Here is a 25173-nt window from a genome sequence, read left to right as displayed (position 1 = left end):
AACCACAACCGTTAAGTATCGTAATCACAACGCCTTAAACTTTAATGAAGATTGAACGTTTATACATCCAATAAAGCACCAGCCATTGCACCAGTAATAACGCTATCACAGCGATAAGACTTTGAGCAGAAACGGGGAACCATTTTATCACCCCACCAAACAAGCTATCCGCGGTGTACTGCCAATTAACAATACTTGTCGCTAAGTAGATCACAATGGCGTTACAGCCAATCACGATAAAAGGAAATGCCCATCTGCTTAGCTTCATAACATCAATAACGCCATAAAATAGCGCTAACAGCAGTAAGCTCCATCCAGAAGTCACCAGTACAAAACTACTGGTCCACAATGTTTTATTCACCGGAATAATCGGGGAAATCAGCCAGCCAATGCCTAATAGTGCCAAACCTAGTATGGTCATTACAGCGACTTTAAACCCTTCACCCTTCTCATGTAATTTAACAATAAAATGACCGACAAACACGCCAAACAATCCATTAACCACCGCCGGGATTGTCGATAAAATACCTTCAGGATCAACGGCAGCATCTTGATAAATCACGCCGGGTAGTAATAAGCTATCGATGGCCGCATTAATCGACCCCGTTGCAGTGAAGGCGCCAGAATTATCGAGGGTCAAAAAGGGGAAAAGCTGCAATAAGCTGTAACCAACCAAAATAGCGACAGTGAAGATCACTTGGGTTCTCAGGCTTGTATGCCAAACTAACAGCGCACAAAAAAACCAAGCAAAGGCAATGCGGCCCAATACACTAGCATAGCGAATATCGCCAAGTGCGATTGGGATCCCTGTACCCCAACCATGGTTGTAGACTATGCCTAGCACCAACAATAAGGCTAATCGTTTAATCGCATGCTGATAAAGCGGCATACGCTCACGCATTGGCAGTTTATCTAGGCGTTTGGGCGATAACCCAAGAGCAACACCCGATAAAAAGATAAACAATGGAAAAATCAGGTCATAAAAAGTAAAACCATGCCAAGGGCTATGGTGCATTTGCGTGTCTAACCATGTAAAGCTGCCCCAGCCTGTGAGTACCACAAGGGCTGCAAATATCGCCTCACCGCCTAAAATCCAAAACATGTCAAAACCACGCAGTGCATCAAGTGACTTAAGTCTGACCTTTTGTTTTTTCGGGGTTGAACAAGCTTGCGACTGGGTGTCATTTATTATTGTCATTCGGGACACTCTTTTAGCAGTTAATATTGGATAATAAAAAGCCTCTATAGCATGGGCTACAGAGGCTTATAAAAAGCGAAGGCTATAAATCACCGTTACACCTTTGAGTACTTTAACTGACCGGCAATAAAGGTGTGCTGTACCTTAAACTGATCATTCATCACGACTAAATCAGCCCGTTTACCGGTCGCGAGTGAGCCAAACTGCTGACTAACCCCTAAAAACGCTGCGGGATACATTGACGCCATTCTCAACGCTTCTTCTGCAGAGATATCTAACATTGAAATAGTATTTGCCACAGCGCCGGCCATATCAAGGACACAACCAGCAAGTTCACCAGTAACGGCATTTAACCTATCACCGACACGTAATACTTGCGTCCCAAATAATTCAAAACTCACCTCGCCATCAAGCCCAACGGGTGGCATAGCATCGGTGACTAACATGACTTTTCCCCGCGGCTTGGCATTAATGGCCACTTTAGCAGCAGTAGGATGTACATGATGACCATCAACAATCAGTCCACACCAAGCATCAGTACTTTCAAGCGCCGCACCGACCATTCCAGGGTTTCGAGAACCAAAAGCAGACATCGCATTAAACAAATGAGTAAAACCAGTAGCGCCTGCGTCTAATGCCGCTTTGACCGTATCATAGTCAGCATTAGAATGACCTAGACACACCTTTACATCAGCCTTAACTAACGCAGCAATGACATCCGGAGAGACATTTTCAGGCGCAAGTGTGACCACTTTAATGCCTAAGTCTTGACGGCTAAAAATATCAAGTTCGGCATCAGAAATGCGCCTAATATGCGGCTGAGGATGCACACCCTTTTTCGGTACAGATAGGTGTGGTCCTTCAAAGTGTACTCCGAGCACACCAGCACTGCCATGCTCAATGGCATCCGCGACGGCATCTGCAGCTTGCTGCATAACACTAAAATCATCGGTAATTAGCGTGGGTAAATAGGCGGTGGTGCCAAACTTTGCATGTGCTTGCCCTATCGCCTCTATCCCTTGCCTTGTCGGTGATGAATTAAATAATACGCCACCACCGCCATTAACTTGTACATCAATAAAACCTGGGGTAATGCTACCGTCAACCCGCGACTCTTTTGCGCCTTTTACGGTATCAAAAGCAAGAATATGTCCATCTTCAAAGGTGACAGGTAGATCATGATGAAACTGCTGACCATCAAAAATACGGTCTGCGATTAATGTTTGCTTCATTTGCAACTCACTCTATGTATTGACGATACCATCAACGAAATAAAAACAGCTTATCACGCCTTTTTTTTAGCATGCTCCTGCTGAGCATAAAATGCAGCGCCCCATTCTGGAGGCCTTAATGTGGGCGACATTCTAGCCGTGACGTCATCATCTAACCATGGTGCCAGCGGCTCAGCGAGCCCACCAATCATCGAAAATCGTGGCGGCGTGATGGCAAAGAGCTTTCTCGCGAGCTCACTAATATAACTCGCACCTTCACGTACAATATCCTGAGCCACGCCATCTTTAAGCTGTGCAGACTCAAACACCATACGCGCTAATTTGGCATAAGTACTCGAAGATTGACCCGCCAAATTCTCAACGATACCCATCGCATTATTAACATTGAAATGAGTAAATAGACGCGAGGTGAGTATGGTTTTTTCACCGAACCCGTCCAAGTCTAATAATGCTTGTTCACTGGCTTTTTGCCCAAGCCAAGCACCACTGCCTTTATCGCCTAAGCCAAAACCATGTCCGCCTAAGCAAAGCTCTTTTCCGCCAACATGAGCATAACCACAAGACCCAGTTCCAGTAATGATGACTGCGCCATCGCCACCTTTGTGCGCGCCGATACAGGCAGTATGAAGATCTGTCGTTAGATACATACCAGCAAATGGGTGCTGCCAGTCCATCACATCTTGGAACAATCTAGATACGTTAACACCCGCTAACCCCAGCCCCGCGATTAAACGTTTACTATCAGTACTTTTAAGCCCGGCGTCAGCCAATGCAAGCTGAGTAGATTCTTCAATAGATTGGAATGTTTGAGCTAAACCATGCAAGGGGTTTGCACGCCCCGCAACACCAGTGCCCACAATGCTGAAATCGCCAGTATATATTGTTGCTCGACATTTACTGCCGCCACCATCAATGCCTATATACAAGGATGCTTCTTCCGCCTGGCCTATGCCCATGACAAACCTCTTTATCGTTCTAATATTTAGTGTTGAGCTGCTCGCTGCTCTTTACTAAGAAAGCCACTAAGTTAATCGCATGTTACAACACCAATGACAGCGTTGTCATTTACTTTTTGCATTTTCCAATTAAAAACAATAGAAATGCAGTAACACCCAATAGCGACTGCATCTCAGCTTAGTAAATACTTACACTGTGAATAAATACACAGTGTAAGTATTGTTACCTAACCGTTAACTTTCGGCCTTTTCGCACACCGTCTGCAGCAATGGCTCTTACCTCAACATCACCTTCAACCCTAACTCCCGCTTGATAGGCTTTCCATTCCTGTCCATTATCTCGATACTCAATCAATAAACCGGGGTAGATTAGGTTTGCGTATAACTGCCCCTCTTTAATAACAGCGCCAACGGTGGGTACACGGTAGGCAATATTCGCCTTATCGAGCTTTATCAGTTCTTTATGGCCTAAGGTATTTGCTATAGCTTGCCACTCTAACGCCTGTTGCTGACGCATTTCTGCCGTAAAGAAACCGCTTTGTTGATTGTAAACTGCACCTTGGTATTGATATGGGACTTCCCAGTTTGGTTGATGCCAAGCTCTCTCAGCCAACATGATCACCCGTGGGAACATTAAATACTCTGCCACTTCGTCACTGCGAACCGTTTCGCTCCACAACTGCCCTTGAATACCACTGAATTTGGCAGTCTTGGATAGCGGTCCACTCAGAACCTTACCCTTCTTATCATGTTTGATGCTGTCGTCAGCCTCAAACGGTAACCCTTCAATATCAGTCCATTGCTCTGCATTAGCAGGCAAGTTTCCGGTCATAAAGCTGTGCACGCGTTTAGTGTTATTTTCTCTTATGCCCCAGTAGTAACCAGGCTCTTTAGGGTCGGCTTCATAGGGAAAATCAAAATAGAGTACTTCAGGCTGACCCAGTACTGCATCCCACCCTAGATTAGCTTGCTGATGCGCCCGCTTGTGACCGCCATGAGCGACGATGTCCCAAACATTAGATTGCACAGACTTGGGCATTTTTTCAGGACGAGTATGGCTCATGCCATCGCTCCAGCCAGCGGCTTTAATGCCTTTACTCGCTAATATCGACGACGTTCGTTCGATAAAATAAGCGCCGAGTTCACTGACGTCTTTCACCCCTTGGTCATTGCTAGCAATAAAGGCCTTACACATTGGCGATTCAAGCCATGCCCCCGCCGTTTCATCGGCACCGATGTGATATAGCGACAGTGGAACGCCGGCAATTTTATGCAAGTTAGCAATTTCATCAATGACTTTGTCTATAAACTTAAATGTCGACTCCATACACACATTAAGCGTGTTATCGTCGTAATATTGTACCGATGAATAAACCGTACTGTCGTTGCTGTCCGACAGCAAATATTGCTCAGCTTCTGTCGTTCGTCCCGCTTTTACCAGCTTACGATACCGCGCTTCCATTGACTTAATCGCTGCGCGTGAGTGACCAGGCATATCCATTGAGGGAATGACTTGAATTTGCCGAGCCGCTGCGTATTGCAAAATCTCTATATAATCCGCTTTAGAGTAGTAACCGTTGACCTTTACATCACTAAAGGGCCCACTGCCCAACTGAGGTAATAAGCAGCTATCCTCTTTTAGATCATGACAGCGTTTACTGCCAATATCTGTCAGCTCAGGAAGCCCCTCAATCTCTAAACGCCAGCCTTCATCATCAGCCATATGTAAGTGCAGCTTGTTTAGTTTATAAGCCGCCATCTGATCTAATAGATCGAGTATCAGTTTTTTACTGTGAAAATTTCTTGATACATCAATATGCATACCACGAAAATCGTAACGTGGAGTGTCGTCCACCAGCATAGCGTTAACGGTCAATGAATCGACATCAACCAGAGATGTTAATGAAGCCACACCGTAAGAAAAACCGGCATCATCATTAGCATAAATAGTGATCTGCTGTTTATTGATCTCCAAGCGATAACCGCCCGCAATGGCTTTAATAGCCAATGGTAATAGCGTTATCGAAATACCCTTTTCAGTTTCAAGTACACCCACTCGCGCTAAACGGCTAACGGCGGCGGCAATAGACTTTGGCGCAACGTTATTATAAGTCAGCTTAATCCCTTGCTTTAAAGAAACGGGCTTATCCGTGCTACGAATTTCAACCTTAGTAGGTGTAGGTATAATGCGGTTATCAGCAAGTTGTGGGTCTGATTGAGTGGCTAAGTTATTACGATATAAAACACTTGATGTAGCCCACTCAACTTTATCGGTTTCGCGTCGTTTGTACTGTTTTTCAGCATCCGTAAAGTCACTGACATAGGGACGGGTTTCCATGCCCGTTTCGGGATCGATTTGTACCTTAGTACTCTCGATTAATGTCGGTTTTGAACCATTAGCGACTATATAGTAGTTCGGCATAGCGTCTGTTTCAGCTAGCTGCCAATTATCACCTCTAAACTGAATGGTCTTTGTTTCGCCTTTGTTCACACCTTTAAAGCCGATAGAGGGTTCAATTTTATGCAGATCACCTTTGACCCGTGAAATGGTAAATTCATCACCGACGATTGACTGAATAGGTCGCATCTGAGAAAAATAAATAGCCCAAGCTTTACTTTGAGTGTCGACGGGGAAAGTAAGATCGATCTCGGCCACAAAGCACTTTCCACCCGCGGTAGCTTTGTCGCACTTATCATCAGCAACATTGGTGATCACGCGGTAGGTCACCGCCAGTGACTGACCGATAATATCAAGTTGTTGCTGCGTCAATGCGTCAGGGGAGCTGATGCTAACGCCGCTAGCAACCACGGTTTCAATATCCTTTTGAGCACATGCAGTCGTTGCCAATACCAGGCTAACGGCCGCCACTATCAATCTTTTTTTCATTACTACCCTCTATTATATATTTTATAGGTGGAACGATTTCATCAAGCCTCGCAATTTCTCCCCCAGGTGAAATAACCGAACACTCGATACTACAAGCTTTTCACTGTCCATTGATGCTGAACCTGACACTGCGACTAACTCATCCAAACTGCTAGATATCGCTGCAGTGCATCGGTTTGCAGCTCCTTAGTGGCACTGGCTACAGCTAAGTTCATATGGTTGATATTAGATACAATTTTGGTCACGTTACCTAGCAAAAAATTAATCTCTTTAGAATGAAATACGGCGCCATTGGACAAGCTTTGTCGAGTTCGCATTCTCTAAACCGTTTCTGTCTCGCTATGCTGAAGCCGCTAGATCATCTTTTGGATCCCATCCGTTGCTTGTTGAGTAAGACTCGCCAAGATTCTGGCTTCATCGGCGGCTACAATAACCACTCTACAGACCTTGGCGATAATGACTGCTCACTCACGAGTCCGTCAGTAAGACTAACCCAGCATCAAATGGTGATTAGCTGTACTCAGCTTCCCCCAAGCATGGGAGATAAGTGCTTATTTTTATATGTGGTAACGATGGGCAGACTTGCGGCGCTAATAATATCGGCATCGGGCCAATAATAATTTTGACCGATAATAAATGCTACGAAACCCGACGTATTAGCAACAATATTAAAGTCGGCTTGAGGCTGCTTGCCAATAATGAGTAAACGATGACTCAACAAGTCTTTAAAAATAGAAGTTTTTTTCGGAAGTATTTGCTCTTTAAGTTCAGCAGAAGTCATGTTCCACAATACATCGATATTGCCTGCCAGCGACTCTTTAACTTTACGTTTTTGCTTCATCTCGATTGTCATAACTTTAGCTTGATACTGACTATCTACTCGTTTTAATCCCGACTCTAACAGCGTTAATGGCCAGCTCTGGGAAATAGCGCTCACCACCACACGTGCAGAAGCATTGCTCATCATTAACCATGACATAGTAAATAAGATCGCGATAACAACAGCATTTTGCATCTGAGTCACTCCATTAAAGGTCTAATGGATACTGAGATAGCTATCATTAGGTTAGCGCTATTATTGTTAATATATAATCGAGCCAAACGGGTCTAGCTGTCCTAAGAAAAAAATGGCCGAGCACTTATCAAGTACTCGGCCCACATTAGTTTCCGGGGAGAGACTATAGGAATAACAAACACTATTTTGTTTGTTAAAAAAACACGAACTAGGAGACCTCATCCTATCCATGAAGACCTTACAAACAACTTGCCACACAAGCAGATGACAACGCTGTCATTGGTAAACATACACAAAGAGAAACAAGATATCTACATTTTTTTGACATCTAATGCGTGGTTTTTTAAAACGAAATCATCAATGACAAATAAAATATTATTAAAACAGCAACTTAATAATATGAAAATGATTATCTGAACAGTAAAAAGCTCAATTAATAACAATTTTGATATATCCAAGCCACTGAAAAAACGGGATTCTGTAGGGGTTTAATGCAACCTAGCAAAGTAATGATTGTAAAATGAATACTGCAAAATAAATGCAGCCCTAAACGTGTAGCGTCCCTGCAACGAAGGCATGGAACAGCCCTACTTCTTGTTACCTACAGAGTGCAGCCAACGTGCGAAAGCACAACCCGGTATCTTTTCATTATTGTTGAACAGAAAATTTAAAAAGGAAATAATCACTCTGACACCAATCCCCTAAAATAGAACTTATACCCATTCTACTTGAAGATGCTCATTTCAGAGGCGGTGTGCGAGTTCAATTCTAGACGCATTAATATAGAAATGGTTATTCCCTTTTAAGTTAGTGCTACAACGAAGTGGGCTTGCACAACATCTTCAGGTAGGACGGGGATATATAAAGCCACCGAAACCAGTGTTGACTCGTCGTTTGGGCATGCTCCCCGCTAAGTTAAAGCTCTTTTTTGTAATGTGGAGTATTCACTTTGGAACAAAGGTATTGATTGATAAATAGCTACAGCGTCAATCGCTAAACCAATGATCTTAAATTCACTGCTTTCAGCTCTCACCTAAAGCAGTTAATCGTTATCATTGCACCAGCAAATTGACAGCGCTGTCAAAACACGCTACAAATGCTTCACAAGCGATAAACATCTTTAGCTTAACGATTAGGTAAATGGTACTTTTGAGCCCAAGTGTTATTCCATAATAAATAGAATAAAAAGCTATCTAAAATAGTGAAAAGGATAAATAAACAATGAGTAAAAGTATTGCCCCATTAAACTCAGACAAACACTTTAAGAGTAAGATTATCGAATCAACAGATTACCGAAGGTTTGCAGAACAACACCTTATTCCAGTGGTATTCCATGAGTTTCACCATTTAGCATCAGAGTTTCCGTTAGTTTTTGTAAAAAACACTGAAACTGGGCAGTTTATTCCGGTCGCACTAATGGGGATTAAAAACGGTGTTAACCTGTATTGTCAGCAAGATAACTGGCAGCCCATTATACGACCATTAGGTTTTAATAATGCCCCTTTGTCATTGGTAAAAACCAATGAACAGAGTGAAGATGTGATGGTTTGTATCGATGAAGACAGTGAACTGGTTGTAAGTAATGATGGTCATAGATTATTTAAAGACAATAAAGAGCAGTCTGATTACTTAAAAGCCCGCACTCAAGCCCTTTTAGATATAGCGTCATATCGCCAACAAACGGCCAATATTTGCCAATTTTTAGCGTCAAAAGAGTTATTCACGGCTAAACAACTTAGCGTTAAATTATTAAAAAATGAGCAAACCATTAATATTGATGGTGTTTATATCGTTGATGAGAAGCTGCTTAATCGTTTAAGCGATGAGGAGTTTTTAGTTTTGAAAAACAAAGGGCTTCTATCACTCATCTATGCTCATATCATCTCCTTGCAACAGCTACCTAGACTCATAGAAAAACAGAACCAGTACGATAAGAGTCAATAGGTTGATATGTCGCAGTTGAGGCTAACCCCTTCCTGCGACTAGCCATTAGCTAATATCTCAATAACTAAATCTTCTGCAATCCATATTGTTTTATTTTATCAAGTAGCTCTCTATGATTAGGTAGCTCTTGCACCAATTGGCAAGCCACCTTTTCTAACCTTTGATGCTGCATTTTAATATCGCCAAACTCATTTGATAACGTCATATTACATTCAGGCGTTTTACTCATGCCGAACAAAACATATAAATAATTTTCGAAATCAAAAACTTCGAACTTGCTAAAGAAATCTTCACGATTAGGAACAGAGTGCTGCCACAACGATAGACGCTCAATAAGCTCTGCAGACATCGTTTCTGGATCTCGATTATCTATCCAAAATTGCGAGTCAGTTCGATCTGACAGACAATAATGCAATTTAATAAAATCAACGACTCGCTCCCAAGCATACTCCATCACATGATTAAATCGATCTCTCACGGCGGTTAACTGCACTGTTGAGGTTGGAAATCGATTAGCTAGAAAACCCGCAGCAAAATCAGTTAATAAAATGGAGGTAGCCTCTAAAGGCTCTAAAAAACCTTGAGCTAAACCAAGAGCAACACAATTCTTTTCCCAAGAGCGTGCTCTATAGCCAACCGTCATTGGCAAGGTGCGATGTTGATATTCTGCTAGCTTGCCACCGAGATATCGATCTAGCTTTGCAAGCGCTGTGGCATCATCCATGTACTTTGTCGAATAGACAAAACCCACGCCCCTTCTATTACTTAAAGCAATATCCCAGATCCATCCGGCTTGATGAGCGGTTGCTATGGTAAAAGGCGGAATAGCAGCATCGTCATTAGTAGGCACTTGAACCGCAATGGCCTTATCTACAAATAGCTGATCTGCTTTACTGATAAACGGCACCTGCAATGCTTTATCAATTAATAGAGAGGCAAAGCCACTACAGTCGATATAAAAGTCAAATTCGAGAGTGCCTGCGGTATCGGTCACTAGAGATTTAATTTCTCCCTCAGTACCCATAATCACATCGTTTACATTTGCACTGATATGTTCGACATTAAAATTGGCTTTTGCATTAACACCAAGTAACTTGGCAAACTTAGCGGCGTTTAAATGATAAGCGTAACCTAAGTGCCCTTTATATTCTGCATCACTGATTGTCTTAGGACCTTTATAGGCTTCACAGACAGCATGTTGTGGAGAAACGGCCTCTGCGTATGTTCCGGTCTTTCTTGACAACCATAAACGGGTTAAACCTTCAGTAACAGGACCCGGCATATCGAATAGATGATGATAAAAGTTATTCTCTGGATGTTTTACTTTATCCTGCCAATTAGCAAACTTTATTGATTGCTTAAACGTCACATCACAACAGCGAATAAACTCCGTTTCACTGATCCCAAAACTCTGTAATGACTGGCGTATAGCAGGAACAGTGCCCTCTCCGACCCCTATAGTAGGAATATCGGGCGACTCGATAAGCGTAACTGAGAGATGTTCATTACTAAGTGCAGCTTTGCCTAAATGATTTGCAGCAAGCCAGCCTGCCGTTCCGCCGCCAACAATGGCGATTTTTTTAATATCCATAAGATGTCTCCATATTAATGAGCGGCTAAATCAAACAATAATGTCTGCAATCTGACTTTCAAATAACACAGATTATTGTGATGAATTCGCTTCTATTCATCATGCATATTCTCTAACAAAAAACCCAGCTAATGCTGGGCTTTTATTAAATGTAATTTATATTTAGAAACGTAGCGCTACACCAACCTTATAACGAGCTTCGCCTTCAAAGCTCCATGCTGGGTAACCGTTTTTAAGCTCTGGTTTAACTTCAGCAGCATCTGGTGCGACACCAAGTTGAACACTGTCTTCTTCAAGCAAGTTAACCACTTCAAACGTCACTGATAAGTAATCAGTAATGTTGTAGTTAGCACTCAAATCGACGGTTCCATAATCTTGGTGCTCACGGTTGCCGTAGAAACCTGGTAGCTCACGGATCATGTATTCACTACGCCAGTTATAAGCAACTCGAGCAGAGAAGTCTTCCATCTCATAATAACCGACTAAGTTTACGGTGTGCTTAGAAGAGTCAGAGAAGACACTCACTTGATCAGGGTAATTGTCAGCCGGCGCATCAGAATCTGCAAACGTATAGTTAGCTGAATAGCCTAAACCATTTTCAAATGAATCTTGAAGCTGAAGTTCAACACCTTGGATTTGGCCACCAGTACCGTTTTTCTTGGTTGACTTGGTCCAGCTATCTACACCAGAATCTGGGTCAACAATACCAATGCTCTGGTTAAGAATTTGGTTTGAGGTGACGAATGAACTGATATCTTTAATAAAGTATGTTGCCGCAACAATACCGTCTGGGCTGAAGTACCACTCGACACCTAAGTCGGCTTGAGTCGCTTTAAAAGGTTCTAGTGCTATATTACCTGTGTTTACAACTTCGTTGCCCGCAGTGCCATCCGCATAACCCGCTAAAGCGGATGAGGCAAACATATCACCATAGTTAGGACGAGAAATAACCTGTGAAGCAGAGGTACGAATAATGACATCTGGTGCAACATCAAATGCGACGTTAACACTTGGAAGTACATCGCTATAGCTTGATTCCAGAGTGCTTAAACCATCTGCGTAAGAACCGTCTGATTGAAGATTATAGTAATCAGATGTTGCATCAGTAGAGATATAACGTAGACCAAAGTTACCGCGGATCCCGTCAGCTTCAAAATTAGCCATTAAGTATAATGCTAAGTTCTCTTCGCTAATCGTACCGTAACCTGACTTATAGACGGTGTTATCTTTATCAAATCCAGAGATTGCCGCATTAGCATCTTTAAGCATTGCATCTAAATTTGGCTTAGGCAGTGTAAAACCGGCACCAGATGACACGGTGCCTGAGTAATACTCAGATGCATCTTTTGCTGCAACATCAGCATTCACTATCCCAGGGAATGTTTCCTGCTTTACATCGTGGTCAGTCCAACGCACGCCAGTCTTGAATGAAGTAATAGCACCAAGATCTACAGGAACGGTAACATCAAATTGTGCATATGTTTCTTCATCAGAATTAGGCTGTTTCTTTAAAGACCAACCCGCTGGTGCCAGTTGACCTTTAAAGTCTTCAGCGCCAAATGATTTATTTGCGATATCAATATTGATAACATCGCCAGTAGCATCATATGTACCAGTAAAATCAGATACGTCACCAATCCAACCACCATAATTTGATGTCATCTCAGTACCACCTTCAGACTTGGTGTTACCGACACGGCCTTCTAACGTATAGTTGTCAGCATCGTACTTGAAATCCAAATCATATGTGTTTGAATCCATGCTCGCTTTACGGGCCCAAGTCTGAGCCCAGCCAGGGTTCGCGGCCAAACCATCACGACGGTAGAAGGTACAAGTGCCTGATGAATTTTTCTGCTCACAAATTTCTTCTTTACGATTATCGCCATCTACGATGCTAGGGAACATAGTAAACAACGATGTATTTGCATTATTCGCTTTCATATCAAGAGTCATGATATTTAAGCCAAATTCCAAATTGTCTGTAGGACGGTATTGGAATGCACCATTGATAGCTGTACGTTCTCTATCTTGCTCAAAAGTTGTTGGAACAATGTCACCCCAACCGACGAGAGATTCGATACCATTGCGCTGATAAGATGTTTCTGACGCTGCTGCTGAGACTAAGAAACCAAAGCTCTCATTTTCATTTTTCCAGCTATATAAGCCAGAAAGTTCTGGATCTGTCTCTTCAGAAATAGTGCCGTAGTCGGCTTTAGCGCTGATGAAAATTGAATTGGAATCAAGATCTAGCGGCTTACGGGTTTTAACAATTACCGTACCACCGATACCGCCTTCTGCGATATCAGCTTGAGAAGACTTGTATACTTCAATTGCACCGACCATTTCTGGTGGCAGAAGTGAATAGTTGAAACTACGGTCAATAGCTTGTTGGTCATACCAACCCGTAGAGGCAACTGAATGTCCGTTAAGCAATGTGCGTGTCAACTGGCTAGAAGCGCCACGAATTGAAACTTGCTGGCCTTGTCCAAACTGACGGTTTACAGCAACACCAGGAATACGAGCCAGTGACTCACCAACATCACCGTCAGGGAATTTACCGATATCTTCAGCAGTTACCGCATCAACAACTGAATCTGAAAATCTTTTTGCGTTAATTGACGCTTTCATTGATGCACGCATACCACGTACTTCAATTTTTTCGATATTTTCATCTGCTGCGACAGTTGCATCAGCATCAGCTGCCATGGCAGACATAGATACTGCGCTTCCGAGGAGTAGCGCAATGTTTGTAGCTAGTACATTTTTTTTAAAAGTAGATGGTCGCATCTCGTTTCCCTTCCATAACTTATTATATTTATTTTTATATCCATAACCATTCCCCAACCGGAATGACAACGCTGTCATGACTAGGGCAAACATTACACAATATTTAACAGCGGCGCCACAACAAAATAACTATCGCATCGATTATATTTATAAAAAACAACATATGAGTAAAATGCAAAACATCATTAATCTTTAAATACAATCAGTTATACTGGTAGCCAGGTTCAATTTTAGCTGTGATGTTTTTTTATATATGGTTAGTAGATGCAAAAAATAGCCGCCGATGATTGCTAATTACTTCAAAAGTTCGCACTATACGGCTAAATTCGATAACAAATATTGTCGCCACATTTTCAAATGTTAGCGGTATGTTATCTACAAAATATGATTGCCATGCTCTCTTATTAACGAGAAATCAGCTTTATGAAAGTCACTATTAATGATGTCGCTAAACACGCTGGCGTATCGATAAAAACCGTCTCTCGTGTCACCAATAACGAACCTTCGGTAAAGCAAGCAACGATAGATAAAGTGAATGAAGCAATTCAAGCATTAAATTACCAACCCAACCTTGCGGCAAGAAGCCTAGCAGGAACAAGCTCTTACGTTATTGGTTTTGTTTATGACAATCCTAACGCCTACTATATTATTGATATGCAAAATGGCATTTTGTCTGCCTGTAAAGATCTCGGCTATGAGCTATTGATCCACCCTTGTGACTCAAAGTCTGCAGATATTTGCGATGAACTAATAAAGCTGGTTAAGCACAATAGGTTATCAGGTTTAGTCCTCACTCCTCCTTTATCAGAAGATCCAGTAATATTGGCCGCACTTGATAAAATAGATGCCAGTTATGTACGCATCATTGCAGGTGAAAAGCTTGAAGATAATAATGGCCTAGCAGTGCTGGTGGATGATAAATCTGGCGCTATATCTATCACGCAGCATTTAATCGATCTCGGTCATAAACAGATCGCATTCTTAAGTGGTGATGAACAACATGAATCGACTAAAGAGCGTTTAGCCGGTTTTAAGCAAGCATTAAGCAACAATAATATTGCGATTGATGATAGCTTCATCATTGATGGACAATATTCGTTTGAGTCAGGTGTTGAAGGTGCTAAAAAGCTATTAAGGCAGTCAAAAAAACCTACCGCTATCGTTGCCTGTAACGATGAAATTGCCGCAGGGGCATTGTTTGCAGCAAGACTTGAGGGAGTTGATATTCCAGCAGACATTTCGATTGTCGGCTTTGAGGATAGTCCTTTTTCACGTCAAACCTGGCCTAAGCTGACCACAGTACATCAGCCCAATGAAAAGATTGCCCATATCGCTACCGAGCTATTAATCGCCAAGCGTCGCGATCAAGCATCAGATCAATCGAGAGTCTTTGTGCCAGAGCCAGTGATTAGAGATTCTTCAACCTCGCCTAAAAAGTAATAGCCGTCTTTTCGCATGACTTGCTCGCTAAATCATGTGAAAGGACAGTAATATTGTTATACCGCTTCTTCGTTTTCTTCGCCGGTACGTATACGGATGACTCTTTCAACATCAGTCACAAAAATCTTACCATCACCGATTTTCCCCGTACGAGCAGTATCAACAATAACGTCAATCGCTTGATCGAGTTGTTCATCTTGAATAACCAGTTCAATTTTTACTTTAGGTAAAAAATCGACCATATACTCCGCGCCGCGATAGAGCTCAGTATGACCTTTTTGACGTCCAAAGCCTTTAACCTCAGACACCGTCATTCCGTTAATTCCAATCTCAGCAAGTGACTCGCGCACATCATCTAACTTAAATGGTTTAATAATGGCTTCGACTTTTTTCATTAAACGCTCCCTCTAAATAAAATTGCAATTACCATTAGCTTATCATGCCCACCACCCGCACAGAAGTTGATTATATCAAGATGTAAACAGAAGCATTATTCATAGAGCAGAACAATATAAAAACCGTAAGCCAGCCACCTTACTTGCTGACTATAATAAATCATTACGAGTTGCTTGCAGGAAGCGAGCTAGAAACGTGTTCAGAGGACGAACTATGAAATACCACAATGGATTCAGCTTAGTAGAATTGATGGTAACCCTGACCGTTGCCACCATTTTAATGAGTATAACGCTGCCAAACCTCTCTAGCCTTTATGAAGCCCAACGGGCTAACTCAAGCATTAGAGTCATTCAGCAAACACTGCAATATGGTCGAAACGCCGCCATCAGCTATGGCGTTAGGGTGACAGTATGCCCAGTAAAAGATAATCAATGCGACAGCGACTGGCGCAATGGATTGACTGTTTTTACTGATACTGGAGACAAAAACCAGCTAGATGGCAATGATGCAGTTTTGCTGCAGACAGCGTCATTCAACTCAAAAGATATTGTTAGCTACAACCGCTCAGCAGTAAGATTTCAGCCTGATGGGTTAGCTTCGGGGACCAATGGTACCTTAAGATACTGCCCAGGCTCAGCAAGCAGTCCATATTCCAAAGCAGTTATCGTGAACCAGGCTGGAAGGGTTAGGTTCTCAAAAATGAAAAACATCAACTGCTCAAAATGGTTTACATATTGATGGTTTATAAACAGTTTTTTGTCATAACCTCATTTAAAGTCAATAAATTGGCTTTAAACGCTTGAAATTTATAGGTGTTATGAAATGACTTCTCCCTTATACTTAAAGCATTAATATTAGGGGGCTAAATGAATTATCGACGTTCTGGATTTACGCTTGTAGAAGTAATGGTAACCTTGGCTATCGCGACTATTTTGCTTGCAGTAGCAGCCCCTTCACTTACCTCTCTTTATGAATCAAGTAGAGCTGATAGTGAAATAAGGCGCATCCATCAAGCACTTCAACTCGCGAGAAACCACGCCATCAGTTATGGAACTAGAGTCACTGTTTGCCCAACGACTGGTGGAGCCTGTGGCACAGATTGGATTGGTGGATTTAGAGTGTTTACAGACGGTTCAACTGCGGATAATTTTGATGGAGATGATATTGTCATAAAAGAGATATCAGGTTTTAATAACAAAGATTTTATAAGCTTTTCTGGCAGCGCCATTAGTTTTTCTCCTGATGGATTATTACCTACTAATTCCACTGCCGAAACGATATCTTATTGTCCAGCAGCTAAAGACAATAGTAATTCTAAAAGCGCAACCATAAGTACATCCGGCAGGATCAGCTTTGATGATACCGCTGTAAACTGTACTTAAAGTAGATAATCATCACCTAGCGGTTATTTTGTCCAATTGTTGAGCTCTGCCAATGGTAAATGACTCATGACTTTGCTTGCACTGCTCAACTGACTTGATAAATGCATATTTCAATCTTTCACCGTCAATGCGTTGTCCTACAAGCGATGCAGCCATTCTTTTACTATCTTTAATCTTCCACTTATACAGCGCTAAGGCCTCTCCTTCAGACGTTTTAACATAACACTTATAATCAGCCATCTCACTCGCGACGCTTGATTGCACAAATAATAGTGAAACTATAACAACAATAGATTTAATCATTACCAACATGCCTCTGGTGATCTAACCCCTGTACTAGAAACCTTAATCTCTTTACAAGCACTGTCTCGTGTAGCTTGTACCCCTTGAGCAGTCGCTACTGCAGTAAAAGTACTCGTCCCAGTTGAGTCTATTTTATAATGTTCATTTTCGCTAACAAGAGGGTCTGTACGTAACCCTAGTTCAGTCATATTTTCAGTATAGACTTTGTTATCAAGATAAAACTGCTCTTGCAAATTAGCAACCCGCATCAACTCGGTATAAGCATCCGAGCGAGCTCCCTTTGCAACATAGTCGGTATAAGACGGATAAGCGATAGCGGCCAAAATGCCAATAATAGCAACCACTATCATGACTTCAATCAAGGTGAAACCACTTATCACCTTGCCATTTTTAATATTAATCGACATTTATCAATTTGCCCTTATTCATCCACATGATAGTAGATTTTATTTACGCCTAAGCCTGCACCGACATTAATGGTACCGCTATAATCACCGTCGTCATTCTTTTCCCCTTTACCTATACCAATGATATAGATATAAGGGTCTTCACCTGATTCAGGTGCAGGAATCACAATTTGCGGGGTATCAGGTACACGCTCACCTAATTCATAATATTCGATATTAGTCGTTGTTCTGGTCCCTTTGTGTAAGTCAAAGACATAAAGGCGCCCCTCTCCTGAAACAGTACAAAGTGTATCAGACACTGTTATACCAGCAGGTACATAAGAAGAAAAATAGACTTTCCCATCGACAATCAGTCCTGCTGTTAAGCTTTTTTCACCTTTACTTTTAAAGTCGTAATGCCAACCTAATGATTCACCAAAAGTAATGTTGTCGCTTTCTGAACTTGGCGCACTCGTCGTAACATCGTAAAGTTTATCTAAGTCAATGATTGCAGGAACCGCATTGGTACCGCCAAAAGTTTGGGTGATGACATTTCGATCTTGTAATACATAAAACATATCTTGCGTTTCGGCGCTGGTTGGTAAAGGGCGATTACCACTCCCCACTGCAACCGCATCATAAGGCACATTCTGATAAGCTTTTGTTGTCGTTGTGCCTTCGCTATCAGTTACCTTAACCTCTGAAATATTGCTAAACACAGTTTGCGCCACAATGGGCTCTGCAAAAAACCGTCGATCATTGGCACTTAAACTACCACCTAATTCAGCGAATTTAAATCCACTCCAAGTTGAAGTGTCGCTGCTCGGTAGGTCCATCCGCCAAACATTACCACCGGTATCTGTAGCATAAATTCGGTCAGTAATGCCATCGTTATTACTGTCTAAAATCGCCACTGCATTTGGAATGCTATCACTTATACCAGGCAGTGATGTCGCGCCACTACTAGAACCAAATGTATGAATTAAGTTACCGAATTCCGCATCAACAATATAAACATTACTTCCTAAAGGAGATGATGACGGCGTGGCATCATAAGTGATGTCATAGCCACCACCAAATATCAATACAGGATCGTCATGTCCGGGGATAAGTGTCACGACAGGCTCAGACCAAGTTTGGCCAAGCTCTGAAAAGCCTGTTTTGTCAGGTGTAATTGTCCACATCAAACTTGGACTATCTGGAGCGGTAACATCTAAACCGTAATAAGATGAACCGCCACGGCGCATACCTGAATATACCCATGCAGTGGTCAGTTTTGAGCCTGTAGTTTTGACGTAAGAGACTGGCGATGCGTCCATACCGTATACGGTATGGCCACCATTACTAGTATTATCTCGAAGTGTCGTAACATTAGGCAGTAACTCATAAGGAATAAAGGCCCAGGACTCAGTTACTGAATTACCCGCATCTTTAAACATATGTAGCAAGCCCTGATTAGTACCGAGTATAATTCGAATATCAGGTGCACCTGTAGTACCAAAGTTAATCGCTAGAGGTTTGGAATGTAAAGGATCGCCCATGATGTCACTGCGCTTATCGACAACACTTCCATCTTCATTGTCATCATCTACATCTACGCCATATAACCAGCTCACAGTATTATTGACTTCAGTCTCTTCTGTATTCATGTAAGCAGCTAGACCAGCGAGCCCCTCTGCACCCGCGGCATCAGCAGCGGTTAGCGGCTCTAAACCACCATTAGCAGTATTACTTAATATTTTACGGCTGGTCATAGCCCTTAATGTTTCAGCAACCCCGCCTTCACTAACAGCATTGCCGTCTTTCTTTGTTGCGGTACAGGTTGACCAGAAGGTGCAAGCAGTATCCTTAATATTACCATTATCTGCGATTGCAGCATCACCAGCAGAATCAACCAAGGTTCCACTCGAGGTCACCTTTAACTTTTTCAGGTTACCGCTCCAGCGTGGGCCTACACCCGGTAGAAACATTGCATAATATGCAGAGTCAAAGGTTTGCGTGCGGTCAAAGTTATTACTGGCGATACTTGGAGAAGTAAAACTGGAATCGATTTCTAATATCGAGCTTAATGCGTCAGACAACGCACTTACGAGCTGAAGACTATCTTGTGCAGCGTAGTACTCCCCACCGCCTCTAGCTGCAGTCTCCGTTAATAATGGCGCTGCGTCTGCTGCACCGGCACTAAAACCGATAGTAAATGTACGAACATTTTGCAGCGGGTTATCACCGTTATCATCTTCAATATCCACAAGATCATTATGGTACATATAGCTAGCCATAGCTGGCATATAACTATTAGCCCAGTCGTCATGTGTTCTTGCATAGAAAGCACTATAGTCACCGTCAGCACTAGCACTTTTAGTTAAATTTTTTACGAAGGTATTAGCGTCACCATCATAAGAAGGTGAGCCATCGGTGACATAAATAACATAGGCAATATCAGGGCAAATCTTCATCGGCGATTTGTATTTGGAATTATTATCTTTTTGCACCGAGGTATCATATCCCGGTGAGCTGTTATCTTTACGACCAAACTTGATAGCACCACCTGAGAAATATTGATGGGCTTCAACTAAAGTCTCACACAATGGAGTCCAAGTATCAGCAGAAAGCGAGTCTATTTTACTCAAGATACTTGAACGCGCTGCATCTCCCGCCGTAGTGCCTTTGGTCATATCGTGAATACCCGATACGATACGGCCGCCATCTCGGTCTGATGTGTTGTAATTAAATACCGCCAAGCCGAAATCTACTGAAGGCGTGGTGTTTATCACTTCAGTTATTGCAAGCTTAGCAATATCAATTCGTTTTTTAGATACTTGCGGAATATCGCCGTCTTTAGTCTGTTTAAACCAGCGTAAATAGTTATCGGTGTAAAGAGTTACCGACTTTCCACTGCCTATTTGAGTATCCTTTGCATCGGTTAAAGCAGAATTCCAACCAGAATCAGAAGAGCTGGTGACATAATTATAAGGTACGTTTTCTTTGTTATTCCCACTCCCAGTTCTTTTACCGTCCACAGGAAAACCAGAGGTTCCGTAATTTGTTGAGTTAATGGGATCTTTAGCTTCGATATCTTCCCAGCAATCAATAGTTCGTTTCTTGTTTAACGAGCGATCATCTCTAAGCTCTTTCCATATTCCCGTATTATTCTTACTACGGTACTCATTAACATGGCCTTTAAAAAAACCATATTGATTCAATACACCGACACTTTGATGGCAACCATTATATTTTGCATAAAAACGATTACTGTCACCAACTTCGGGCTGATCACTATTCGTTCCTTTTTTGAAATAAATAATGTCTCTAAAACCTTCACCCGAGTAGTCATAAGTTGGGTCATAGTCAGAATTCCACCCAGGAGGTGCTACATAATCAGGGTCCGGAATATTTTCATAAGTCTTCATACTGCCGGAGTTATCAAAAATAATAAGTACTTTTGGCCGGTCACCCGTTCTAGAGGATGATTCAAATACATAAAGCTCAGTATCATCTCCATGAGTTTGAGCTGACAATCCTATTAATAAAAATAGGCAAGTACACATGAATCGCTTAATCATTATCCTTAACTCCCAGTCAACACTTCTTGTTCAATCCCGGCGACAACAGAGAGTCCCCCCATATCACTTCGACCAAACGTTGCTTTACTTGACGCTTCAAAACGTCGGCAACTAATTAAATTTGAAGAGCTCGCCTTTGTACTACGCTGGCAGCTCACATCCTGCAACTGAAGTGGTGTTATTTTATTTTCAACACTCACACCCATTGTATTATCAATCGTTTTAATCTCTATTATTGAGTTGGCTAACACTGAGCCTTTATTGTTTTCAAGTACCTGCGCTTGTGCGCCATGGGCCGCAGCCATCGCTGCAATTCTTTCTGAGCCCGCCCCAGCCATACGCATAGACTGAGAAGAGTTAACCGCTAAAGCGACACCTATCACCGTCATAATGATCAATACTATTAAGGAAAAAAAGAGCACTATGCCTTGCTGTTTTTTCATCGAAACTAATTCCTTATCATTACAGGGTTTTCCAGTACAACCGTGGTTGATACAACTTTACGCCTATAGTGGTCTCCAGGCGCTGTAAACTTTTTATCACCTAAACTATAAGCTGTGGTATTGGTGTAACTGGTGTCTTCTTCTGTTGCTCTAACTAACAAATAAACTCTAAGCGCTACCAGTCGTTGAAAAACTCTATTGTCCCACATCAGCTCAGTGACATTTTGCGCGGGCATAAAGCTATCAGCGGTATCGTCACCGTCACTGTCAAAACCATATAATACTCGCATGTTCTCAATGCCTTCAACGAGCTGTTCTTCATTTCCCATACCATTTCCCACAGTCAGTGTCCGTCTTCTTAAAATGGGTATATCACCATCATCACGCAGAAAATAAATGTGATGTTGATACTCCCAATAACGTCCATTTAACAATGCTGGTGGAGTGGCGGCTCCTTCAAAAAATATAGCCTGATTTGCGGTCGCAACAACGTAATGACGTTTAGTATTAGTCGGTGCTATAGGTTGCTGCGTACCAATAAGTCTTTTTATCTGTAACACATCTGTTTTACTATTTACGTCACTTAGACAACTGAATGTTGTTGCGCTCACGCCATTTTCATAACCCCAAAGCCGGCGAAAATGCGACGGTGTTGCATTAGGTAAGGTTGAATTATTAACACCAGCACCGACACAATCATTAGGTACCGCTGAAGAGTTAATTTGCGTATTACTCCCCACAACAAAATCAGTGCCCGTCATATCGGCCATAAATCCTAACTGACTGATATCTCTTTCCATAATGGCTAACGCTATACGGCCATTTTCTTGCAATTGAGTAAACTGACTGGTAGTGGTGACATTAGTAGCAGACATTGAGAACATGGAAAAGATACCCGCAGACAAGAACAAGCTAATAATCATAGCTACCATTAACTCAACTAACGAAAAAGCAAGTTGTTTATTGCGTCCAAATATCATCTGAGCCACCAATTTAAATAATTACGGTTTCGACGATAAAAATTCGTCGACGTTTATCGCTGCTACCGCAACCTTTAACGAATGAATTCTGCTTTGCTGCACCATCACTCGTTTCACTTATCCCTCGCCAAGTCATGACCACCATAACTGCATTCCCAGTGACACTAATACAAGCTGTTGGGGAATCTAATCCACCCACATTTTTGTTTCTTAACTGCTCTGAAGCACCATTAATGTTTTGTTCCCACTGATAAAGATCCCAAGCTAAGGATTCGCCATTGCTACAAACAATGTTAACGTTAACTGCGACATCACAAACTGCAGAAGGTAATGTGAGCTTACCTTCGTAAGTGCCAGCATATCCAGGCAACTGTGCCTTGTTAAGTTTCATTCGATTAACGATATCGTTGGCAAGGTACGCTGCCTGGGTTTGCTGGAAGGATTCGAAACTGCCGCGTTTCGCAATAATGTGAAGATTAAAAATACCAATTAGACCAACAACTAAAATAACTAAAGAGACCATAACTTCAATTAAGGAAAGGCCCTTTTGTTGGTTTTTCATTACTGTCAATTCCTTTGCTTTAGTCATATTATTGACGTTAACTTTATGTTTTTAGTGTTTTAAATCTGTAACTTAGGAAGATTAAATTAGCATACAGGTTAATGGTAGTTTAGTCGAATGTTAGCTTTACCCTGGTGATATATTTGGGCATAAAGGTCATTGATGTGCTTGAATTATAAGCATAAAAAAAGAGGCCTAAGGCCTCTTCTTAATCAGTGCGATGTTCGCTTTAGCGTAACTCGGCGGGGACAGCAAATACTGTATCTTCCAATCGGCCTTCGACTTCGGTAATAACGCTTGGCGCCATATCCGCGATAGCATCAACAACTTGCTTAACTAACACTTCTGGTGCAGATGCTCCAGCGGTTACAGCAACACGTTGAACACCATTAAACCAATTAGGGTCCACATCATCTGCATTATCAACTAAATAAGAGTTAGTCCCTTTCTTTTGAGCCAATTCACGCAAACGATTAGAGTTAGAACTGTTTTTAGAACCCACAACAATAAACAGCTCAACCTCTTCAGCAACGTTACGTACAGCATCCTGACGATTTTGCGTTGCATAACAAATATCATCTTTGCGTGGGCCTTCTATCCCAGGGTACTTCTTCTGCAAAGAAGCTATCACATCCGCAGTATCATCCACTGATAATGTTGTTTGAGTCACAAAGCATAAGTTATCCGCATTTTTAACTTTCAGCTTAGCCACATCGGCTGGAGACTCAACTAAATGAACTCCGCCCTCTGGGTTATCATATTGACCCATAGTGCCTTCAACTTCAGGATGACCGGCGTGACCAATAAGAATGCATTCAATACCTTTACGGCTTGCACGTGTCACCTGTAAATGAACCTTGGTGACAAGCGGGCATGTCGCATCAAACACTTTAAGACCACGAGTTTTGGCTTCAGCACGCACCGCTTGCGATACGCCGTGAGCGCTAAAAATGACAATGCTGTTATCGGGCACCTGATCTAATTCTTCAACAAACACGGCACCACGATCTTTAAGGTTTTGCACCACATAACGGTTATGAACAACTTCATGTCGCACATAGATAGGTGGAGAAAATAGCTCTAATGCTCGTTCAACAATACTAATTGCACGATCAACGCCAGCACAAAAACCGCGAGGGTTTGCTAAAAGAATCTTCATAATTACAGTACCTGTACCACTTCAAGTTCAAATGTTAGCACTTGACCCGCTAATGGATGATTCAAGTCGACAGTGACAGAGTCACCAACAACATCTCTTACCATACCGGGTATTTCGCTGCCACCTGGGCCGCCAAAACTAACAATAACACCCGCTTCAAGCTTCATATCAGCAGGGAAGCGGCTCTTATCCATATGGTGTACAGCATCAGGGTTAGACACGCCGAAAGTATCAGCTGGCTGCAAAGTAAAGCTATGGCTATCACCCACTGATAAATTGCTAATTTCGGCTTCAAACGCTGGGCTTAAGCTTCCATCACCAATATTAAAGCGAGCAGGTTTGCCTGCCGCCTTGGTACTTTCAGCTGTCGATCCATCTTCAAGTACTATGTTCATGTGACACAAAATTGAATGCATATCTGACACTTAGATTACCCCTTTATATCTGCTGATTTTTTGACATCTTTACCGGAAACAAAAGAATCCAAAATGATGAGCCCTGCACCGACGCAGATGGCAGAATCAGCAATATTAAATGCTGGAAAATGACTGCTGTTCCAATAGAAATCTAAGAAATCGACCACGAAACCATGTTGCAACCGATCTATTAAATTACCTAGTGCTCCGCCGATCACTAATGTGTAAGCCAGATTTAAACGCCACATTTTGCTTGGCTGCTGACGCAACCAAACAGAAAGTAACACACTAAAACCAACCGCGACGAAAGTGAACAACCAACGTTGCCAGCCCCCCGCATCACTTAGAAAACTAAATGCAGCGCCGTAATTACGCACATAGGTAAAGTTAAATATCGGTAATAACTTTACCGATTCATACAGCTCAAAGCTGGACAAAACCCACTGTTTAGACAGTTGGTCAGCAAGCAACACCAACACAACTATCCAATACCAACGTAGGCCACTGTCTTTCCAAGAAGTGGGCATTACAGA

General features: G+C 42.1%; 22 protein-coding genes. 4 read left to right on the top strand and 18 right to left on the bottom strand.

Annotated elements, in window-relative coordinates; all coding sequences use genetic code 11:
* Positions 1-34: 34 nt before the first annotated feature.
* The 6 genes from nagX to L2729_RS03160 form a co-directional block, all read right to left on the bottom strand.
* Complete coding sequence (nagX, locus tag L2729_RS03185) at positions 35-1189, bottom strand: transmembrane glucosamine N-acetyltransferase NagX (RefSeq protein ID WP_428848218.1); 1155 nt, start codon at positions 1187-1189, stop codon at positions 35-37.
* A 104-nt stretch (positions 1190-1293) separates the two neighbouring features.
* The gene (gene nagA / locus L2729_RS03180) at positions 1294-2430 is read right to left on the bottom strand and encodes an N-acetylglucosamine-6-phosphate deacetylase (RefSeq protein WP_248986941.1); all 1137 of its coding nucleotides are present in this window, start codon (positions 2428-2430) and stop codon (positions 1294-1296) included.
* A 53-nt stretch (positions 2431-2483) separates the two neighbouring features.
* A complete protein-coding gene (nagK, locus tag L2729_RS03175; protein WP_248986940.1) occupies positions 2484-3386 on the bottom strand; it encodes an N-acetylglucosamine kinase in 903 nt (300 codons plus the stop codon).
* 223 nt (positions 3387-3609) lie between these two features.
* Positions 3610-6273 (bottom strand): family 20 glycosylhydrolase, encoded by a 2664-nt coding sequence (locus tag L2729_RS03170; protein WP_248986939.1) that lies wholly within the window; start codon positions 6271-6273, stop codon positions 3610-3612.
* Positions 6274-6407: 134 nt separating this feature from the next.
* Positions 6408-6590, bottom strand: a complete 183-nt coding sequence (locus L2729_RS03165; protein ID WP_248986938.1) for a hypothetical protein — start codon at positions 6588-6590, stop codon at positions 6408-6410.
* Positions 6591-6793: 203 nt separating this feature from the next.
* Positions 6794-7288 (bottom strand): hypothetical protein, encoded by a 495-nt coding sequence (locus L2729_RS03160; RefSeq protein WP_248986937.1) that lies wholly within the window; start codon positions 7286-7288, stop codon positions 6794-6796.
* A gap of 1221 nt (positions 7289-8509) precedes the next feature.
* On the opposite strand from L2729_RS03160, the gene L2729_RS03155 reads away from it, so the two are divergent.
* Positions 8510-9232 (top strand): SapC family protein, encoded by a 723-nt coding sequence (locus tag L2729_RS03155; RefSeq protein WP_248986936.1) that lies wholly within the window; start codon positions 8510-8512, stop codon positions 9230-9232.
* Positions 9233-9296: 64 nt separating this feature from the next.
* On the opposite strand, the gene L2729_RS03150 is transcribed toward L2729_RS03155, so the two are convergent.
* Entirely contained in the window at positions 9297-10823 is a 1527-nt protein-coding gene (locus L2729_RS03150) for a tryptophan halogenase family protein (RefSeq protein ID WP_248986935.1), read from the bottom strand.
* 162 nt (positions 10824-10985) lie between these two features.
* Complete coding sequence (locus L2729_RS03145; RefSeq protein WP_248986934.1) at positions 10986-13610, bottom strand: TonB-dependent receptor; 2625 nt, start codon at positions 13608-13610, stop codon at positions 10986-10988.
* A gap of 423 nt (positions 13611-14033) precedes the next feature.
* On the opposite strand from L2729_RS03145, the gene L2729_RS03140 reads away from it, so the two are divergent.
* Complete coding sequence (locus tag L2729_RS03140; protein WP_248986933.1) at positions 14034-15050, top strand: LacI family DNA-binding transcriptional regulator; 1017 nt, start codon at positions 14034-14036, stop codon at positions 15048-15050.
* 56 nt (positions 15051-15106) lie between these two features.
* On the opposite strand, the gene L2729_RS03135 is transcribed toward L2729_RS03140, so the two are convergent.
* A complete protein-coding gene (locus L2729_RS03135) occupies positions 15107-15445 on the bottom strand; it encodes a P-II family nitrogen regulator (protein WP_101090427.1) in 339 nt (112 codons plus the stop codon).
* A gap of 214 nt (positions 15446-15659) precedes the next feature.
* Between L2729_RS03135 and L2729_RS03130 the strand changes: the two genes are divergently transcribed.
* Complete coding sequence (locus L2729_RS03130; RefSeq protein ID WP_248986932.1) at positions 15660-16184, top strand: GspH/FimT family pseudopilin; 525 nt, start codon at positions 15660-15662, stop codon at positions 16182-16184.
* Positions 16185-16312: 128 nt separating this feature from the next.
* A complete protein-coding gene (locus L2729_RS03125; RefSeq protein WP_248986931.1) occupies positions 16313-16828 on the top strand; it encodes a GspH/FimT family pseudopilin in 516 nt (171 codons plus the stop codon).
* Positions 16829-16840: 12 nt separating this feature from the next.
* On the opposite strand, the gene L2729_RS03120 is transcribed toward L2729_RS03125, so the two are convergent.
* The 9 genes from L2729_RS03120 to lspA form a co-directional block, all read right to left on the bottom strand.
* Positions 16841-17131: a TapY2 family type IVa secretion system protein gene (locus L2729_RS03120; RefSeq protein WP_248986930.1), complete on the bottom strand. Its 291-nt coding sequence runs from the start codon at positions 17129-17131 to the stop codon at positions 16841-16843.
* Positions 17131-17538, bottom strand: a complete 408-nt coding sequence (locus tag L2729_RS03115; RefSeq protein ID WP_248986929.1) for a type IV pilin protein — start codon at positions 17536-17538, stop codon at positions 17131-17133. The genes L2729_RS03120 and L2729_RS03115 overlap by 1 nt, the downstream gene beginning before the upstream one ends.
* A gap of 14 nt (positions 17539-17552) precedes the next feature.
* A complete protein-coding gene (locus tag L2729_RS03110) occupies positions 17553-21083 on the bottom strand; it encodes a pilus assembly protein (RefSeq protein ID WP_248987002.1) in 3531 nt (1176 codons plus the stop codon).
* 2 nt (positions 21084-21085) lie between these two features.
* Positions 21086-21523, bottom strand: coding sequence for a pilus assembly PilX family protein (locus tag L2729_RS03105; RefSeq protein ID WP_248986928.1), 438 nt, complete (start codon positions 21521-21523; stop codon positions 21086-21088).
* 5 nt (positions 21524-21528) lie between these two features.
* Positions 21529-22503 (bottom strand): PilW family protein, encoded by a 975-nt coding sequence (locus L2729_RS03100; RefSeq protein ID WP_248986927.1) that lies wholly within the window; start codon positions 22501-22503, stop codon positions 21529-21531.
* Positions 22504-22516: 13 nt separating this feature from the next.
* Positions 22517-23065 (bottom strand): type IV pilus modification protein PilV, encoded by a 549-nt coding sequence (pilV, locus tag L2729_RS03095; protein WP_248986926.1) that lies wholly within the window; start codon positions 23063-23065, stop codon positions 22517-22519.
* Positions 23066-23294: 229 nt separating this feature from the next.
* Positions 23295-24224 (bottom strand): 4-hydroxy-3-methylbut-2-enyl diphosphate reductase, encoded by a 930-nt coding sequence (gene ispH / locus L2729_RS03090; RefSeq protein WP_248986925.1) that lies wholly within the window; start codon positions 24222-24224, stop codon positions 23295-23297.
* 2 nt (positions 24225-24226) lie between these two features.
* Positions 24227-24640 carry an FKBP-type peptidyl-prolyl cis-trans isomerase gene (gene fkpB / locus L2729_RS03085; protein WP_283104119.1) on the bottom strand — a complete coding sequence of 138 codons (414 nt, stop codon included), beginning with the start codon at positions 24638-24640 and terminating at the stop codon, positions 24227-24229.
* Between the two features lie 14 nt (positions 24641-24654).
* Positions 24655-25167 (bottom strand): signal peptidase II, encoded by a 513-nt coding sequence (gene lspA / locus L2729_RS03080; protein WP_248986923.1) that lies wholly within the window; start codon positions 25165-25167, stop codon positions 24655-24657.
* Positions 25168-25173 lie beyond the last annotated feature (6 nt).

Origin of the sequence: Shewanella gelidimarina, assembly GCF_023283945.1 — a bacterium.
Taxonomy (GTDB): Bacteria; Pseudomonadota; Gammaproteobacteria; order Enterobacterales; family Shewanellaceae; genus Shewanella; species Shewanella gelidimarina.
The sequence above is the reverse complement of the archived record's forward strand: the minus strand, read 5'-3'. Positions and strand labels throughout refer to the sequence as shown.